The sequence below is a fragment of the Nocardia carnea genome, assembly GCF_029868325.1.
In the GTDB taxonomy this organism is placed as follows: domain Bacteria; phylum Actinomycetota; class Actinomycetes; order Mycobacteriales; family Mycobacteriaceae; genus Nocardia; species Nocardia carnea_C.
In genome coordinates this window covers 34,061-50,687 of sequence record NZ_JARWNW010000311.1, presented here as the reverse complement: position 1 = coordinate 50,687, position 16,627 = coordinate 34,061, and the positions used below count along the sequence as shown (strand labels likewise).

The 16,627-nt window shown below is 67.5% G+C and carries 16 protein-coding genes; 8 read left to right on the top strand and 8 right to left on the bottom strand.

All coding sequences use genetic code 11. From position 1 onward, the window contains the following. Positions 1-404 precede the first annotated feature (404 nt). On the bottom strand, positions 405-872 hold the full coding sequence (locus QH196_RS30615) for an RDD family protein (protein ID WP_280419332.1): 468 nt from the start codon (positions 870-872) through the stop codon (positions 405-407). A gap of 88 nt (positions 873-960) precedes the next feature. Then, positions 961-1,536: a TerD family protein gene (locus QH196_RS30610; RefSeq protein ID WP_280419331.1), complete on the bottom strand. Its 576-nt coding sequence runs from the start codon at positions 1,534-1,536 to the stop codon at positions 961-963. A gap of 97 nt (positions 1,537-1,633) precedes the next feature. Between QH196_RS30610 and QH196_RS30605 the strand changes: the two genes are divergently transcribed. From QH196_RS30605 to QH196_RS30590, 4 genes are all read left to right on the top strand, one after another. After that, entirely contained in the window at positions 1,634-2,308 is a 675-nt protein-coding gene (locus tag QH196_RS30605) for a response regulator transcription factor (RefSeq protein ID WP_280419330.1), read from the top strand. Next, on the top strand, positions 2,301-3,641 hold the full coding sequence (locus tag QH196_RS30600; protein WP_280419329.1) for a sensor histidine kinase: 1,341 nt from the start codon (positions 2,301-2,303) through the stop codon (positions 3,639-3,641). Before QH196_RS30605 ends, QH196_RS30600 begins: the two co-directional genes overlap by 8 nt. A gap of 139 nt (positions 3,642-3,780) precedes the next feature. Further along, the gene (locus QH196_RS30595; protein WP_280419328.1) at positions 3,781-4,422 is read left to right on the top strand and encodes a pentapeptide repeat-containing protein; all 642 of its coding nucleotides are present in this window, start codon (positions 3,781-3,783) and stop codon (positions 4,420-4,422) included. 5 nt (positions 4,423-4,427) lie between these two features. Next, positions 4,428-6,938 carry an FAD-dependent monooxygenase gene (locus tag QH196_RS30590; protein WP_280419327.1) on the top strand — a complete coding sequence of 837 codons (2,511 nt, stop codon included), beginning with the start codon at positions 4,428-4,430 and terminating at the stop codon, positions 6,936-6,938. Between the two features lie 11 nt (positions 6,939-6,949). On the opposite strand, the gene bla is transcribed toward QH196_RS30590, so the two are convergent. Further along, complete coding sequence (gene bla / locus QH196_RS30585) at positions 6,950-7,894, bottom strand: class A beta-lactamase (RefSeq protein WP_280419326.1); 945 nt, start codon at positions 7,892-7,894, stop codon at positions 6,950-6,952. A gap of 163 nt (positions 7,895-8,057) precedes the next feature. On the opposite strand from bla, the gene QH196_RS30580 reads away from it, so the two are divergent. Together QH196_RS30580 and QH196_RS30575 are read left to right on the top strand one after the other, a co-directional pair. Then, complete coding sequence (locus QH196_RS30580) at positions 8,058-8,933, top strand: LysR family transcriptional regulator (RefSeq protein ID WP_280419333.1); 876 nt, start codon at positions 8,058-8,060, stop codon at positions 8,931-8,933. Beyond that, entirely contained in the window at positions 8,930-9,826 is an 897-nt protein-coding gene (locus QH196_RS30575) for a class A beta-lactamase-related serine hydrolase (protein ID WP_280419325.1), read from the top strand. The genes QH196_RS30580 and QH196_RS30575 overlap by 4 nt, the downstream gene beginning before the upstream one ends. Positions 9,827-9,845: 19 nt before the next feature. On the opposite strand, the gene QH196_RS30570 is transcribed toward QH196_RS30575, so the two are convergent. From QH196_RS30570 to QH196_RS30555, 4 genes are all read right to left on the bottom strand, one after another. After that, the gene (locus QH196_RS30570) at positions 9,846-10,499 is read right to left on the bottom strand and encodes a Uma2 family endonuclease (protein ID WP_280419324.1); all 654 of its coding nucleotides are present in this window, start codon (positions 10,497-10,499) and stop codon (positions 9,846-9,848) included. Between the two features lie 49 nt (positions 10,500-10,548). Then, positions 10,549-10,968: a hypothetical protein gene (locus QH196_RS30565; RefSeq protein ID WP_280419323.1), complete on the bottom strand. Its 420-nt coding sequence runs from the start codon at positions 10,966-10,968 to the stop codon at positions 10,549-10,551. Between the two features lie 206 nt (positions 10,969-11,174). Further along, positions 11,175-12,011, bottom strand: coding sequence for a mycofactocin-coupled SDR family oxidoreductase (locus tag QH196_RS30560; protein ID WP_280419322.1), 837 nt, complete (start codon positions 12,009-12,011; stop codon positions 11,175-11,177). Positions 12,012-12,072: 61 nt separating this feature from the next. After that, entirely contained in the window at positions 12,073-13,341 is a 1,269-nt protein-coding gene (locus QH196_RS30555; protein ID WP_280419321.1) for a cytochrome P450, read from the bottom strand. A gap of 213 nt (positions 13,342-13,554) precedes the next feature. Between QH196_RS30555 and QH196_RS30550 the strand changes: the two genes are divergently transcribed. Continuing rightward, the gene (locus QH196_RS30550) at positions 13,555-14,139 is read left to right on the top strand and encodes a TetR/AcrR family transcriptional regulator (protein ID WP_280419320.1); all 585 of its coding nucleotides are present in this window, start codon (positions 13,555-13,557) and stop codon (positions 14,137-14,139) included. An 11-nt stretch (positions 14,140-14,150) separates the two neighbouring features. Here the strand turns inward: QH196_RS30550 and QH196_RS30545 are convergent, their stop codons facing one another. Further along, the gene (locus QH196_RS30545) at positions 14,151-14,915 is read right to left on the bottom strand and encodes an enoyl-CoA hydratase/isomerase family protein (RefSeq protein WP_432278141.1); all 765 of its coding nucleotides are present in this window, start codon (positions 14,913-14,915) and stop codon (positions 14,151-14,153) included. A gap of 44 nt (positions 14,916-14,959) precedes the next feature. On the opposite strand from QH196_RS30545, the gene QH196_RS30540 reads away from it, so the two are divergent. Then, complete coding sequence (locus QH196_RS30540; RefSeq protein ID WP_280419318.1) at positions 14,960-16,612, top strand: AMP-binding protein; 1,653 nt, start codon at positions 14,960-14,962, stop codon at positions 16,610-16,612. Positions 16,613-16,627: the final 15 nt, after the last annotated feature.

The following is a 16,627-nucleotide window of genomic DNA, read 5'->3' as shown; positions in this document are numbered from 1 at the left end:
GCCGGGCGGGCGGCGCCCCCCCGGCACCAAGCGCGGGGCCACCTAACCCCGGCGCCATAAACCCGCTCACCCGGCCCCCACCGCCCGCGGTTTCAGCCGGTCCTGCGGATGAGGGAACAGACCTCTACTCCCGATCGCGGTATGAGCCGGCGCCCCCTGGCCGATGCTCCGTCACCCCGCCGGGACAGTGACGCAGCGACCGGCCGACCCACGACATCCCCCGATGGCATAGATCGCAAGGACGGGTGTTCTGTCGCAGGCTCGTGGGCCGAGATCCGGCCACTAGGCGGGGACCCTGCCGGACATCGAACGAACATACTCGCCGCCGGACGGGCAGCGAGTATGTTCGAAAGCTCGCGGAGAGGCGGTTGGTTCCGCCCGTAAGCGGACGGCCCGCCCCGGCGTCAAGGCGCTTCGACGACCTGGGTGCCGTCGGCGAAGCGGTCGTGCCAGCCTTGTTTGGTGGCGCTGGAACTCACGGTGACAGCGATTGCGAGGGCGGCGACGAACCAGAGCACACCGCCGATACAGGGAATCAGGTTCAGCAACATGTAGGCGTTGCGGAACGCGGACTCCTTCACACTGGGCTTGCGCCCTCCACCGGCCCCGTTGACGTGCAGACCCAGCAGTTTCTTACCGGGCGTGGAACCGGTGCTGACCTCGAATCCGAGGAAGTACAGGAAGCCGAAACCGGCGCCGGGGAGGATGGAGACCCACCCGGGAACGTGGGCGGATTTGTTCAACAGCCAGAAGAGGATTGCCCCGACGAGGGCGGCGACGATCCAGTCGACGAAGCGGGCGGCGGCGCGTTTACCCAGGCCGCCCGGGGTTACCGTGGTTCCGGAGAAAGGGTCGTATCCGGCCGTACTCATCGTGCTCCTGTTCGTAACGGTGAGGGCACCGGCCCAGCGCAGGCTCGCCGCAGGTGGGACGGATGTGAAAGCTCGGTCGCCGCCGGCGTCAGATGTTCACGCCGTAGTCGCGGGCAATTCCGGCCAGCCCGGAGGCGTACCCCTGGCCGATCGCGCGGAACTTCCACTCCGCACCGTGGCGGTAGAGCTCACCGAAGACCATGGCGGTCTCGGTCGAGGCATCCTCGGTCAGGTCGTAACGAGCCAGTTCCGAACCCGTCGTGCGGTCGACGACCCGGATGAACGCATTGCGGACCTGCCCGAACGACTGCTGCCGAGTGTTCGCGTCGTGGATCGAGACGGGAAAGAAGATGCTGGTGATCGCCGGGGGCGTGGCAGCCAGGTCGACATTGATCACTTCGTCGTCACCCTCGCCCTCACCGGTGAGGTTGTCGCCGGTGTGCTCGATACTGCCCTCGGGGGAACGCAGATTGTTGTAGAACACGAAATGCCGGTCCGAGACGACCTTCTGATCCGGTCCGGTCGCCAGGGCACTGGCATCCAGGTCGAACTCGGCCCCCGTGGTCGACCGCACATCCCAGCCCAGGCCGACGGCCACCGCTGTCAGGTTCGGTGCCTGTTTCGACAGCGATACATTGCCACCCTTGGCGAGGGTCACGCCCATCCCGCAATACTCCTTCTCTGATGTGAACGGCCGCGGCCATGGTGCCCGGCCAATGCTTAAGCCAGCATTAACGACGGGTCAGCTCATACTGGGCGGCGTGCGCATACTGGTGGTCGACGACGAGATCCGTTTTGCCGACGGGCTCAGACGAGGGCTGCAGGCCGAGGGCTTCGCTGTCGATCTGGCATACAACGCCACCGACGGCTTGTGGCGGGCACGTGAGGTCCGCTATGACGCGCTGGTGCTGGACGTGATGATGCCGGGCATGAGCGGATACGCGGTGTGCAGGGCCCTGCGGGACGAGGGGAACTGGACACCGATTCTCATGCTCACCGCCAAGGACGGTGAATGGGATCAGGTGGAAGGCCTCGACACCGGCGCCGACGACTACGTGATCAAACCCGCCGATTTCCCGGTACTGGTGGCCCGGCTCCGGGCCCTGATCCGCCGCGGACGTCCGGAACGCCCGACCTCGCTGCAAGTGGGTAGTCTGCGTCTCGACCCGGCCACCCGAGAGGTCCGGCGCGGCGATACTCCGGTGCGGTTGACGGCCCGGGAATTCGCGATTCTGGCGTTCTTCGCCCGCGAACCGGGTGTGATCCGGTCCAAGAGCGATATTCTGGCCGGCGTCTGGCACGGAGAGTTCGACGGTGATTCCAATATCGTCGAGGTATACATCGCGCATCTGCGGGCCAAGATCGACAAACCGTTCGGCGTCGACACCATCCGCACGATCCGCGGCGCGGGATACCGGCTGATGCCCGATGCCTGACCTGGAGTTGCCCTCGCTACGGGTACGGATCACGGTGACGACCACAGCTGTCGTCCTGGCGGTCCTGGCAGTCGGCGCGGTGAGTTTTCTGATGCTGTTCCGCCATACGCTGGTCGCAGCACATTCGAAGGCGGCCGATATCCAGGCCGCCCAGATCGCCGCGGACGCACAACACCGGCTCCGCGATACCGCCGACACGGTGTTGTTACCCGTCTCGGAAGTCGACGATGTGATCGTCCAGCTCCAGCAGGACGGGCGCGTGATCACCGCGGCCGAGGGCGATTCCGCCGACGGCCCCGTCCTGCCGGTACCGTCCGCGGAACGCTTCCCCCTCGACGGAGTCGACTATGTCGTGCACTCGGCGCCGATCACGCCGGCCTCGGGTGCGGTTCAGTCCGTTGTCGTCGCACGCTCTCTCGAGGACGCCGATGGCGCGGTGCGATCGGCAGCCCTGTTGCTGGCCGTCGCGGTGCCTGCCATCAGCGCGTTCGTCGCGGCACTGATGTGGGCGGTGGTCGGCCGTTCGCTCCGGCCCGTCGAGCGCATCCGGCTCGACGTCGAATCCCTCGGCGAGGACCTCTCCCGGCGAGTGGATCCGCCCGCCGGGAACGACGAGGTCGCACGGCTGGCCGCGACAATGAACCGGATGCTCGGCCGCCTCGAGGCCGCACACCGAGCCCAGCAGCGGTTCGTCTCCGATGCCTCGCACGAACTGCGCTCGCCGGTGGCCGCCATCCGCCAGCACGCCCAGGTCGCGCTGCACCATCCGGGCGCCACCGATCTCGCGTCGCTGGCCGAGGTCGTCGACAGCGAGGCAGCCCGGCTACACGACCTGGTGGACGACCTGCTGCTGCTCGCCCGCCTGGATGAAGGCACCGGCCGCAACTGTGGCGAAGTCGATCTCGACGATATCGTCCTCGCCGAAGCCGGGCGGCTACGCCAACTCGGTGTCACCACCGATACCGCAGCGGTGGGACCGGCCCGGGTTCTCGCCGACGAACGACTCCTTGCCAGGGCGGTGCGCAACGCCACCGACAACGCACGCCGCCATGCTCGCAGTCGCGTCGATTTCACGCTGCGCTGCGCCGGCGGACAGGTCGTGCTGTGGGTCGACGACGACGGCGACGGCGTCCCCGAGCACGACCGGGACCGGCTGTTCCGCCGATTCGAACGCCGCGACGACAACCGCAGCCGCACCCACGGCGGCGCCGGGCTGGGCCTGGCCATCATCGCCGAAGCCGTCCGCAACGCCGCCGGCACCGCCCGCCTGTCGACCTCGCCCCGTGGCGGGGCCCGGCTCGAAATCAACTTGCCCGAGCACGCCGACCACTGATCCTCCGGCGATCACGCGGGTGGGCGCTGCGATATCGGCTGCCACGGCAGCTTCGGATGCCAGGCCGAGCCGCACGGTTTCACCATCTACAGTGGGACCGATTCGGCGTAATCGCTACCGTCACCGGCGAAGGAGTGGAATGCCACGGGAACTGGCCGATCTACCGTTTGCACAATGGCTGGAACCGGTCGGCGATCTGGATGTCGAGCGTGAGTACGACTGTGCCCGGTTCGAGGATATGGTCCTGAGCGAACCCGACCTCCGCAATACGGTGTTCGGCCAGTGCGCCTTCCGCTCGATGCATATCGACCACGGTGTCACCGGCGGTGCCCGGTTCGCCGATGTCTGGCTGCACGGTGTCCGGTTCACCGGTACGGATATGCCGGACGTCGCGTGGCTGGACGCAGAGGTGATCGATGGGGCCTGGTCGGGGGTGGAGGCCAGCGGTGCCGAACTGCGGCGGGTGGTCTTCCACAATTGCAAACTGGACTCGGTGAACTTCCGGAATGCCCGGTTGACCAAGGTGCGTTTCGTCGATTGTGTGCTGCGGCATGTCGATTTCGGTAGCGCGAAGCTTTCGGAAGTGAGCTTCCCGGGTTCCGAGGTGTCGGCGTTGACGGTGCGCAACGCCCAGCTGAAGAAGGTCGACTTCCGGCGCGCGCACAGTATCGGTATCGCCGACGGGGTGGAATCGTTGCGTGGCGCGCTGGTCACGCCGGGTCAGCTGCTGGATCTCGCACCGACCCTGGCCGCGGCGGTCGGGCTGACCGTCCAGGAGTGACGACGGTGGCGAGGAGCGGGAATACGGCGGCTCGCGGCCGGGCGGTGGTACTGGGCGCGAGTATGGGCGGTCTGCTGGCAGCCCGGGTGCTGGCCGAGCATTTCGCGGAGGTCGTCGTGCTCGAACGCGACGATCTGTCGGCTCCCGGGGACCGCCGGGGAGTTCCGCAGGGCCGGCACGTCCACGCATTGCTCGCCCGCGGCCGGCTCGTCCTCGAGGAGTTGTTCCCGGGGATCACCGCAGAACTGCTCGCCGACGGCGCCGTCGAATGCCGCTCCCTCACCGAAATGCGGATGACGGTGGCCGGGCACACTCTGCGTCAGGCCGATGCCGGATACTCGCTGCTGCAGGCCGGCCGCCCGTTTCTCGAATGGCGGGTACGCGGCCGGGTCCGCGCACTCCCCGGTGTGGAACTGGTGGACAACACCGCCGTTGCCGGGTTGCTCGCCGATACGGGCCGCGCGCGGGTCACGGGCGTGCGCACAACCGACGGACGGGAATTCGACGCCGATCTGGTGGTGAGCTGCCTGGGCCGGCACGGTCCGATCAACGAATGGCTTACCGGCCTCGGCTACGAGCGCCCCGCGGAGCACGGTGTGCGGATCGATATGAAGTACGCCAGCCGATACGTGCGGTTACCGCCCCGCTCGGCCGGCGGTGACAAGGAGATCGTGATCGCGAACCAGAACCCGGCCCGGGGGCTGGCCCTGTTCGCGGTGGAGGACGGTGCGCATATCCTCACGCTGATCGGCTACGGCCGCGACCACCCGCCCACCGATCCGGACGGGTTCTGGCGTTTCGCCGCCTCGGTGGCGCCCCGGGATGTGCGGGAAGCGCTGGTGGGCGCCGAAGTCCTGAGCGATATCGCCACCTACCGGTATCCGGCCAACCAGCGCCGCCGCTACGAGCAGCTGACCCGGTTTCCGGACGGACTACTCGTGCTCGGTGACGCGGTATGCAGTTTCAGCCCCGCGTTCGGGCAGGGAATGACCGTCTCGGCGCTGCAGGCACAACAGCTGGGTGACGCACTCACCGCCGGCGACCACGACCTGCGCCGCCGGTATTTCCGCGCCGTCGCCCGGGCGATCGACGACGCGTGGCGAATCACCGAGTTGTTCGATCTGGCGATGCCACATGTGGATTCGGCGGGCCGCGAACCACTGCGGGCGCTCGGCGCGCTGGCCGGGGTCGCCATGGCCGTCGGCGAACGTGACGCGGCGATCGCTACCCGTATCGCCCGGATAGCCGGTCTGCTGGACCGCCCGGAGACGCTACTGCGCCCCGAACCGGCCGGCCGCGCCGCTCTCGCCGTGGGCGCACTCGCCGCCACCGCAGTGCTCCGGCTCCCCCGGAACCGGAATCCACGGCCCGCGCCGCTGTTCGACCCTCTACCGCACGGCCCCGCGCGCGGTTTCCATCGGCTCGTGGTGCGTTCGGTGGTCCGCGATACCGAAGACAGTGCGATCGTCGAATTCGATATCCCCGCGCACCTGCGCAGCCGGTTCGCCTACGCCGCAGGCCAGCATCTGGTGATCCGCGGAACCCGTCGCGGCGACCCGGTTCGCCGCAGCTACTCGCTGTGCGACCCCCCGGCGGCGGGACGGGTGCGTATCGCTGTGAAACGGCAAGCGGGTGGCGCGTTCTCGTCCTACGTCCTCGACGAGCGCATCACCGGGTCGGCGCTGTACGTTTCCGAACCTTCGGGGGTTTTCACTCCCGAACTCGACCCCGCTGCCCGCACCTCGTACGCGGCGGTCGCGGCCGGATCCGGGATCACCCCGATCATCTCGATCATCGCCGCCGTACTCGGAGCCGAACCGGACAGCACCTTCACGCTGTACTACGGCAGCCGCGACCGCGCGAACATCATGCTCGCGCAGTCCCTGCGCGAGTTGCGCGACCGCTATCCCGGGCGGCTCCGGGTCCTCCACCACCTGTCCCGGCAGCGCCCGCGAACAGCGCAGGATGCGGGCTTGCACTACCGGTACGGGCGGTTGGCGGCAGCCGATATCGCCCGGCAGCATGCCGACCGCTGGTTCCTGTGCGGGCCGAAAGAACTCGTCACCGAAACCGTCGACGCCTTACGCACACGCGGTGTACCGGGGTCGCGAATCCGGGTGGAACTCTTCGACACCCGCACGCCGGATCGTCCGCGGACCGCCGCCGGGGCCGCGACCAGCCGGATCACCCTCACCGGGTACGGCGAACCGCTGCAATTCGGCATGCCGCGAGACCGGGCGATCCTCGACGCCGCACTCGACGAGCGCGAAGACCTCCCGTACTCGTGCCTCGGCGGCTCCTGCGGAACCTGCCTGGCCGTCGTCGTCGACGGGCAGGCCGAGATGGACCCCGACCCGCTGTTGGCGATTACCGGCGACGAGATCGCGCGTGGCCGCGTCCTCGCCTGCCGGGCGCGGCCGGTCACCGAGCAGGTCACGCTGTGTTTCGGACCCGGCCCGGCCGACGAGCCACGGACACCGGAATCGGCCCCCGGCCGGTCTCGGACCTCCCCGTAGCGGCGCGGGCGCTAGCTGGTCACGGTCTCCAGGACGGCCGTGGTGGCGTCGGCGATCGCCTGGTTGCTGGGCGCGGCCATGGGGTAGCCGATGGTCGAGCGGCTGAAGATGACCAGGACGACCGAGGTTCCGGTGGGGCTCCACACCACACCGGCATCGTTGACGGTGCCGTAGGCGCCGGTACCGGATTTATCCGCCGCCACCCAGCCGACCGGTAACCCCTCCCGCATCCGCTCCCCCGAGGTGACGCTCGACCGCATCCAGCCGGTGAGCATCCGCCGGTGTTCGGGGATCAGCGCGTTACCGAGGATCAGCCGGTGCAGACCACCGGCGAACGCGGCGGGGGTGCTGGTATCGCGGGTATCGCCGGGGAGGGCTTCGTTGAGTGCGGGCTCCCACCGGTCCAGCCGGGTCTCGGTATCGCCGATCATGCGGGCCAGGGCGGTGACCGCGGGCGGGCCGCCGATCCGGCGCAGGATCAGATTGGCGGCCGTGTTGTCGCTGCGCACGAGGGCGGCTTGGCACAGGTCGTACCAGCTGAGGGTCTCACCGACCCGGTAGCTGGTGGTCGGTGACGCGATCACGATGTCCTCGCGCAGGATGGGCACCCGCTCGTTCAGATCCACTTCCCCGCGTTCGGCGAGGCGCAGCAGCGCGGCGACCGCGTACACCTTGAAGGTGGAGGTGAGGGCGAACCGGTCCGCGGCATTCCATTCGAAGGTCCGCGCACCTGTCGGGCTGTAGGCGGCGATCCCGAACAGCACGTCGTGGCGTTCCTGGATCTCCATCAGCGTATTGCTGAGGTCGGCAACGGCCGGTGGGCTGATCGTGACCGGCGCCGAGGTGGAGGGCTCGCTCGGATCGGAACCGCATGCGGTGACGGCGAACGCGGTAACGGCCAGTAGGGCCGCCAGCGATCGGCGCGGGACGCGGAATTCGGATCGGATCGGTTTCACATCGGCAGCACACACGGGTCCGTGGCCGGTCGCCAATATCCGACACTCCCGCACACGATACGCAACAGATATAGCAGCAGTTAGACCCTGGTTTCTGCATGCGATAACGGCGCCGAAACCGCAGTTGGACGGTGCCCGGTCGTGACGCTGGTTCAATATGGCTATGGACCTCATCCGCCACCTGGGCTATTTCGTCGCCATCGCGGACGAGGGGCATTTCGGGCGGGCGGCCACAGTTCTCGATATGACCCAGCCGCCGCTGTCCCAGGGTTTACGCCGCCTGGAGACCCAGCTCGGGGTCGAACTCGTACACCGCACGCGGCAGGGTGCGGTCCTCACAGCGGCCGGCCGGCAACTCCTGCCGCGGGCGCGGCTGCTGGTCGACGACGCGGCCCGGCTGCTGGCCGAGGCGCAGCGCATCGCCCGCACCCGCGGCACCGTGCACTGGGGCGCCACCACCGCACTCTCCGACCGGATTCTCACCGCCTGCGTCACCGCGCTGCGCGCCGAGAAGAACAGCGGTGACGCGGTATCCACCACGGTGGCCGGCACGGTCGACTTGGTGTCGGCGGTGCGGTCGGGATTGTGCGATGTGGCGGTGATCGAACATCCGGCACTGGTCGACGGCGTGGAGGCCAGGCCGGTGGTGAAACTACCGCGCTGGATCGTGGTACCCGCCGAACATCGCAGCGCCGCCACCGAACGGCCGGTGTTCCCGATGCTCGCCGACCTCACCTATGCGGCGTATCCGCGCGCCGCCAATCCCCCGGCCTCCGATACGGTCCGGGACCTGCTGCGCGAGCGGGGACTCGACGCGCCGACGGTCACCGTGCACGACGATCGCTCGATACTCGCCGCGGTGGCCGCCGGGACCAGTTTCGGTCTCACCACCACCCCACCTTCCGATATCCCGGGCGTCGCCTGGCTGCGGATGGCACCGCAGGCGGTGGCGTTGCGCTGCCGGGTGATCCACCGGGCCGGCGCCGAAGTACAGGCCGATGCCCTGGACAGCGTGCTCTACCGGGAACGAGTACGGTGACCGCCGCCGAGCGGATCCACGCGGTCTTCGCCGATGCGGGCTGCACCGGTCGGTTACACGCCAGGCGGTGTGACGGTGGCGCCGCGGAGGTCTCGATCGGTGGCACCGAACGGGTGGTGACCGCCTCGGTGTACAAACTGCCGTTACTGCTCGCGTACTGCCGCGCGGTGGACGCCGGCCGGATCGACCCGCTGGAGCGGCTCACCCTCACGCCCGCCGAATGCACCCCCGGACCCACCGGGATCTCCGCCCTGCACGACCCGGTCACCATGAGCCGCCGGGATCTGGCGACCTCGATGATGACGGTGTCCGATAACGCCGCGGCAGACCTGCTGCTGGGCGAGATCGGTGTGGCCCAGGTGCACGACCTGCTGGAATCTCTCGGACTCACCCGGACCCGGCTGGTCGGCGGTACGGCCGATATCCAGCGCAGCCTGATCTCCGATACCGATACCCACAGCACGGTGGAGGCCTTCGCGGCGCTGGCCGACAACGACGAGGCCTGGACGGTCTCGGCCTACGATCCCGCCTATACGAGCGCCACGACGCCGGAGGAGATGACCCGGTTGCTGTCGGCGCTGTGGCGCGGCGAGGTGGTATCGGCTCAGCAAACGGATTTCGCGCGCGCGGTGATGCGCCGCCAGGTCTGGCCACACCGGATCGCGGCGGGTTTCCCGCATCGCGCGGTATCGGTGGCGGGTAAAACGGGAACCATCGGCATCATCCGCAACGAGGTCGCCGTGGTCGAGTTCCCGGGCGAATACCCGGTTGCAGTAGCGGTGTTCACCCGCGCCGCCCGCGCGGATCCGGCGCTACCGGCCGTGGACGCCGCCATCGCCGAGGCCGCCCGGATCGCTGTCACCGAACTACGCCGGGCTCTGCCCGTAGAATGAATCCCGGATAGCGATGACCTCAGAAGGCCAGTGCCGACCAGGGGATATCGATCGGAAACGGAAAGCCGATCGATATCCGCTCGGAATCTCGCGGCGACCACTTACCGGCCAGCAGATAGTTGGCAGGGTAGAGCGGGTGCACTCCCTCCGGCAGCCGGCCGTGAGAGGTCTCCAGCGCGAATGCCCTGACCGTCTCGATGGCACTTTTCTCCGGAGCCAGGGTCACTTCCCAATACCAAGGGATTCCGGCCTTTGCGTAGCGAGACTTCTTCTCGTCCATATCGTTGCGGGTATTGGAGGGCGAAAGTACCTCTCCGGCGAGAAGGACATCGTTGGCACGGATATCCTGATAAGCCTCCGCAAGGCACCGGGCAACCAGGAAATCCGGGGTGACGAAATCCGACTTGCCGCTTCGGCCGAAAAAGATATTCGTTTCAGTATGCACCCGCCAGCACAGTTCGGGGGCCCGCTCCATTTCTTGCCGGGCGCATCGGCGTAGCCCACTCCACAGCAGATTGGTGAACTCCTGATGCTCGGCCGGGCCTCGGCGGACCCACACAACGCGACCATCCCAGAGCTCGATCTGCCCTGCGATCTCCACCGGTAGCTCCTCGAGCTCCTCCCACGTCATGTATTCGGGGAGGTCGGGATATTCGACGGATGGACGAGACATGCCCACATCGTAGCCGCCTGCGCTACCGCAACCTACGTCGTGGACGAGATCACTCCCGGGTGACCAGGAGATTCACGCGATAGTCGGCCAGGGGGATCTCGCCGGCGGACCCCGGCGGCTGTATCGACCGCAGCGCGATCCGGTAACCGTCCGTATGTGCCTCGGTGGGGAACTGTGGATTCGCATGGAGTTCATGGGCCGATTGCCTACCGGCCACGGTGATCTCGGTGTGTACGACGGCGTCGCCCTCCCAGACACACATCGCCCCTTCGGGGCACCTGCTGTCATCGGTGACATCGCTGAGAAGGACCGTCACCCGGCCCGCGTCCAGAACAGCGGTATCACCGACCGCCAGGGTGAATTCGGTGCCCAGTGCCGGGGGTGGCGCGGGCTCGGCCGGCACACAGCCCGCCACGGCCAGGGCGATCCCCAGAGCGGCTGTCCACCGACCCGAACGCGCGGTACTCATCACGACCGATCCTCGCACAGGAAAAGTCGCCGGTCGGCACCTTTCATTGTGCTTCGTCCCCACTGGAGCCGGGGCGGGTGCGCACGCGGGAAAAGTGACCGGACGCCCGCGCCCGCCCCGGCAACACAGACTGTCCGCCGGTAGTCCGGGCGGGCCGCGGTACGCCGCGACGAGCCGACCGCACCACTACTCAGCGGTGCCCCGGATTACTTGAGCATCGAACCGCAGTCCACCGGCAGCGTGACGCCGGTGAGGTAGCGGGCCTCGTCGGAGGCCAGGTACAGCACGGCGTTGCTGATATCGATCGGGTCCACCCACGGCACCGGCAGCGTGTGGAACATCTGGCAGATCGGCGCCATATCGTCGGCGGTCGGGTTCTCCAGATCGGGGCGGAACATCTGGAACGTCTTGTCGTTCATGATCATGGCGGTACTCACGTGCGTGGGGTGCACCGAGTTCACCCGGATCATATGCTGGCCGAGTTCCACCGCGAAGGCCCGCATCAGGCCGACGACACCGTGTTTGGCGGAGACGTAGTGGCCGGTCTGCGGGTAGGCCTTCAGGCCGCCGACCGAGCTGGTGAGCACGATGGAACCACCGCGGCCGCCCTCGAGGATATGCGGGACACCGGCTTTCACCGATTTCCACACACCGCTGAGGTTGATATCGATCGTTTCCTGCCAGACGTTCTCGTCGGTTTCGGCCAGGGTGTCGCCGCCGCTGGCGATACCGGCGTTCGCGACGATGATGTCGAGGCGCCCGAGTTTCCCGACCCCCTCGGCGAGGGATTCCTTCAGCGCGTCGGCGTCGCGAACGTCCACTTCGGCGGTGACGATTCTGCGGCCGGTGGCCTTGACGAGTTCTTCGGTTTCGGCGAGATCCGCGGGTGTCGCCGGCGGGATCTCGGCCGTGTCGATCGGTTTACAGATATCGATGGCGATGATATCGGCGCCTTCTTCGGCGAGCCGCACCGCATGGCTGCGGCCCTGGCCGCGGGCCGCGCCGGTGATGAACGCGACCTTTCCTTCGACCCGTCCGGTCATGACTTCCTCTTTCCTCGTTGCGGCAGCACACCTGCCGGTTTCCGTTGCTGCGTAGGTTTTTTCAGGGGTTCGGCGTGTAGGTGATATGCAGCTCGGTCAGGCCGCGCAGGATGAAGGTCGGCTCGAACTGGAACACCGGATCGTCGGCGGAACCGTGCTTGTCGGGATCCACCCGGATATCGAGCATCCGATCCAGGATCCGTTCCAGCGATACCCGGCCCTCCACTCGCGCCAGCGGGCTGCCCGGGCAGGTGTGCGGGCCGCGACCGAAGGCCATGTGCTCGCGGAAGTTCGGGCGGGCGAGGTCGAATTCGTGCGGGTTCTCGAAACGCCGCGGGTCGCGGTTGGCGGCACCGGGGCAGACCATCACGAGATCACCGGCGGTCAGCGGCACATCGCCGACCTCCACGGCCTTCTTCGCGAGCCGGAAACCGCTCTTCACTGGTGCCTGCATCCGCAGGGTTTCCTCGATGAAGACGGGGATCCTGCTGCGGTCCGCGCGCAGTACATCCTGCAGGTCGGGGCGGGTGATCAGGAACTGCATGGCGCTGCCCAGCAGTTTCGCGGTGGTTTCCTGTCCGGCGGCGAAGAGGAAGGTCGCGGTGCGGACGACTTCGGTGACCTCGGGCGTCGATCCGTCCGGGTATTTCGCGCCGGCCAGCGAGGTCAGGACGTCGTCGCACGGGTTGCGCCGCCGGTCGGAGATCAGCTCGCTGAACAGGTTGTCGAGCCATTCCAGCGGGTTGACGGGCACGATTTCCTTGTCGATCGAGCCCACGGTCGGCCCACCGGCCAGGTTGATACGCAGTTCTTCGTGGTATTCCTCGGGCACACCCAGCAGGTCCGCGATCACCAGCAGGGTGAAGACCTTGGCGTAGGCGCCGAGGAATTCGCATTTGCCGTCGTCGATGAATTCGTCGAGCTGTTTATCGGCCAGCTTCCACATGAACTCCTCGTTCTCCTTCAACCGCGAGGGAACGAGCAGTTTGTTCAGCAGCGACCGGGCATCGGTGTGCTCCGGCGGGTCCATGGTGACCATATGCTCGAACATCGGCAGTTCGGTGCGATGGGCGGCGATCTGCGCGGTGATGTCGTCGCCCTCGGGAGTGAACGGGAGCGGCGGGAACGGTCCGCCCACGGCGATGCACGAGGAGAAGGAGTCCGAATCGCGTAGTACGTCGTTGGCCTCCTGGTAGCCGGTGACGGCGTACACGCCGTAGTTGGGTTCGCGGGTCACCGGGCATTTGGCGCGCAGATGGTCGTAGTAGGGGTGCGGATCGGGCACCAGCGCCGGGTCGGTGAAGTAGTCGACCGTATCGAAATCGGTCACGGGAACCTCCTGTTGTCAGCAGAAATAGGCGCTCGAGCGTGGATGACCGGTTGATACGGAACGCCCCTTGCTGAGCGACTGCTCAGATGTGATGCTGAGCACATGCTTAGCATGTGTGGCACGCGGACGTCAACAGTCGCCGCTCGCGGGATACCATCCCCGGTGATCACGAGACCGCCTCGGCCGCGCGGATATCCAGGAGGAGAGACGACCATGTCAGCACCCCGCCGGCTCGGCGCACCCGACGCCAAGAATCGCACCGTCCTGATGGACGCCGCCGAACAGCTGATGCTCGAACAGGGGTGGGCCACCGTGACCTCCCGGCGCATCGCCGAACACGCCGGCCTCAAACCGCAACTGGTGCACTACTACTTCCGCTCGATGGACGAGTTGTTCCTCGAGCTGTTCCGGCGCCGCGCCGACCAGGGGCTCGAAGCCCTGGCACAGGTCCTGAAATCCGAACGTCCGCTGCACGCACTGTGGGAGTTCAGTACGGATGCCACCGCGGCGCGGTTCACCATGGAGTTCGTCGGCCTGGCCAATCAGAAACCGGCCGTCCGCGCCGAGGTGGTGCGCTACTCCGAGCAGTTCCGTGCCGCCCAGACCGAAGCTCTGAGCCGGATGCTCGAGGGGTATGGGGTCGATACGAGCCGCTTCCCCGCCGAGGTGCTGTCGGTGCTGATGACCAGCGCCGCACGGATGGTGGTGCTCGAGCAGGCGCTCGGGATGACCGCCGGGCACGCCGAAACCTTCGCGTTCGCCGAACGCGAGATCGACCTGCTCGAACCCGAGCAGTAGGCGCACCGAAATCATTTACCGCGATTCATGACCCGGTCCGCCGCGGCCCAGTGCGCGTCGGACACCCAGAGTTCGGCGAAGGCGTCCACCGCCTCCTGCGCAGTGACACCGTCGACCACTCGTTTGATCGCACCGGCCGACGGGTTGGCCAGGGCCCGGGCCAGCGAACGCCAGCCCGCGTCGAATTCCGCGCGCGGCAGGACCCGATCCACCAGACCCAGCCGTTCGGCGTCGGGCGCGGTGAGAATCTCCCCCGAACCGGCCAGCAAAAGCGCCCGGCTCCGTCCGACCAGCCGCGTCAGCCGCTCGGCCCCGCCCCAGGCGGGCATGATCGCCAGCGCGACCTGATTGAACCCGATCTTGATATCGGCCGCCGCGATCCGGATATCGGCCGCGACGGCCACCTCGGCCCCGCCACCCAGAGCGTGCCCGTTGAGCGCAGCGATCACCGGTCCGGGAAATCCGGCGAGTTTGTCGCATACCTGCCGCATCTTGTTCGCCATTGCCGCAGCCTGTTCATGGGTACGCAGCGCGGCGAGTTCCTTGAGGTCGCCGCCGGAGACGAAGGCCTTGTCGCCGGCGCCGGTGATCACCAGGGCCCGCGCGCCGGCCGCCCCGTCGATCGCCTTACCGAGCTCGTCCATCGTGTCCAGCGCGATGGCATTGCGAGCATGCGGGCGGTTGATGGTGACGACGGCCAGTCCGTCCGCCAGTTCGAGCTCGATCACGACTTGTTCTCCTCGACGGAAATATGATTCTCTTACATAGAGAACCATATACTTTCCGCTGGTTTCCGGCGCTCGGATCGGGAGTTCGATATATGCCGCATTCATGGCACGCGAGCGAAGACCCCGCACGGCCACACTCCGCCACCGCGCCCGACCTGTCGACCCGCCGGGTTCCCGCCGACCTGGCCCGCAGCTACCGCGAAGCGGGCTGGTGGACCGACGAAACACTCGGCGAACTCCTCGCCCGCGGTCTCGCGGCGGCCCCCGATACGACCTTCGCGGTACACTCGCGCACCCGCCCCTACACCGGCACCTTCGGCGAGGTGGAACGGACCGCCCGGCGACTGGCGGCCGGATTGCATCGGCGCGGAGTAGGCCCCGGCGATATCGTCGCCTTCCAGCTACCGAACTGGATGGAGGCCGCCGCCACCTACTGGGCCTGCGCCCTGCTGGGCACCACGGTGGTGCCGATCGCGCATTTCTACGGCCGCAAAGAGCTCGGCTACATCCTCGGCGCCGTCGGGCCGAAAGCGTTCATCACCTGTGAACGCTTCGGCCAGAACGAATTCGACCCGCAACTGCGCACCGGCGTACCGGTGGTGGGCGTGGTCGACCGGGATTTCGAGGACCTGCTCGACCCCGAACCGCTGACCGGCGCGCTGAGCACCGATCCGGACAGCCCCGCCTGTATCGCCTTCACCTCCGGCACCACCCGGGCACCCAAAGGGGTCGTGCACAGCCACAACACCCTGGGCTACGAGGTACGGCAGCTGGCCGGGATGTATCCGCCGGACCGGGGCGATCAGCTCACCTCGGCCCCGGTCGGGCATTTCATCGGCATGCTCAACGCCCTGCTCATCCCGGTGCTCGACGGCACACCGATCCATCTGCTCGATATCTGGGATCCGGGCTGGGTGCTCGAGCTCATGACCACCGAGAACATCTGTGTGGGCGGCGGAGTCAGCTATTTCGTCACCAGCCTGCTCGATCATCCCGACTACGAGCCCGGACATCTGGCCCAGCTGCGCTACGCCGGACTCGGCGGTGCCGCGGTACCGGCCGCGGTCAGCACCCGGCTCGAAAGCCTCGGGATCCGGGTTTTCCGTTCATACGGCAGCACCGAACATCCGTCGATCACCGGGTCCCTCGCCACCGAGCCCGCGGACAAGCGCCTGTTCACCGACGGCCACGCGTTACCCGGTGCCGAGTTCCGGCTCGCCGAGGACGGCGAGATCGTCAGCCGCGGCCCGGATCTCTGCCTGGGCTACACGGACCCCGAACTCACCGCCCGCGCGTTCGATGCCGACGGCTGGTACCACACCGGCGATATCGGCATCGTCGACACGGACGGCTACCTCACCATCACCGACCGCAAATCCGACATCATCATTCGCGGCGGGGAGAACGTGAGCGCCCTCGAGGTCGAAGAGGTGCTGCTCACGCTTGCCGGCGTGGCGGAGGGGGTCGCGGTGGCCGTCCCGGATCAACGCTTGGGGGAACGCACCGCCGCGGTGGTGCGCTGCCTGCCGGGTCACGCCGAACCCGATATCGAGGCACTGCGCGCACATTTCGCGCAGGCGGGGCTGGCCAAGCAGAAATGGCCCGAAGAACTCCATATCGTCACCGACTTCCCGCGGACTCCCAGCGGGAAGATCCAGAAGTTCGTCATCCGGCGCGAGCTGGCCGCGGCACACGACGAGGCCACTACGGCGGGCAACGAGGCCGTTGCGACCGAACCTTTATGAGAATACGCTTCTCAT

Excerpts from the sequence above, each read along its gene's own strand:
- QH196_RS30560 (WP_280419322.1), bottom strand. The coding sequence starts at position 12,011 with ATGACCGGACGGGTCGAAGGAAAGGTCGCGTTCATCACCGGCGCGGCC.
- QH196_RS30615 (WP_280419332.1), bottom strand. The coding sequence starts at position 872 with ATGAGTACGGCCGGATACGACCCTTTCTCCGGAACCACGGTAACCCCG.
- QH196_RS30580 (WP_280419333.1), top strand. The coding sequence starts at position 8,058 with ATGGACCTCATCCGCCACCTGGGCTATTTCGTCGCCATCGCGGACGAG.
- QH196_RS30545 (WP_432278141.1), bottom strand. The coding sequence starts at position 14,915 with ATGGTTCTCTATGTAAGAGAATCATATTTCCGTCGAGGAGAACAAGTC.
- QH196_RS30610 (WP_280419331.1), bottom strand. The coding sequence starts at position 1,536 with ATGGGCGTGACCCTCGCCAAGGGTGGCAATGTATCGCTGTCGAAACAG.
- QH196_RS30550 (WP_280419320.1), top strand. The coding sequence starts at position 13,555 with ATGTCAGCACCCCGCCGGCTCGGCGCACCCGACGCCAAGAATCGCACC.
- QH196_RS30540 (WP_280419318.1), top strand. The coding sequence starts at position 14,960 with ATGCCGCATTCATGGCACGCGAGCGAAGACCCCGCACGGCCACACTCC.
- QH196_RS30600 (WP_280419329.1), top strand. The coding sequence starts at position 2,301 with ATGCCTGACCTGGAGTTGCCCTCGCTACGGGTACGGATCACGGTGACG.
- QH196_RS30565 (WP_280419323.1), bottom strand. The coding sequence starts at position 10,968 with ATGAGTACCGCGCGTTCGGGTCGGTGGACAGCCGCTCTGGGGATCGCC.
- QH196_RS30595 (WP_280419328.1), top strand. The coding sequence starts at position 3,781 with ATGCCACGGGAACTGGCCGATCTACCGTTTGCACAATGGCTGGAACCG.
- QH196_RS30570 (WP_280419324.1), bottom strand. The coding sequence starts at position 10,499 with ATGTCTCGTCCATCCGTCGAATATCCCGACCTCCCCGAATACATGACG.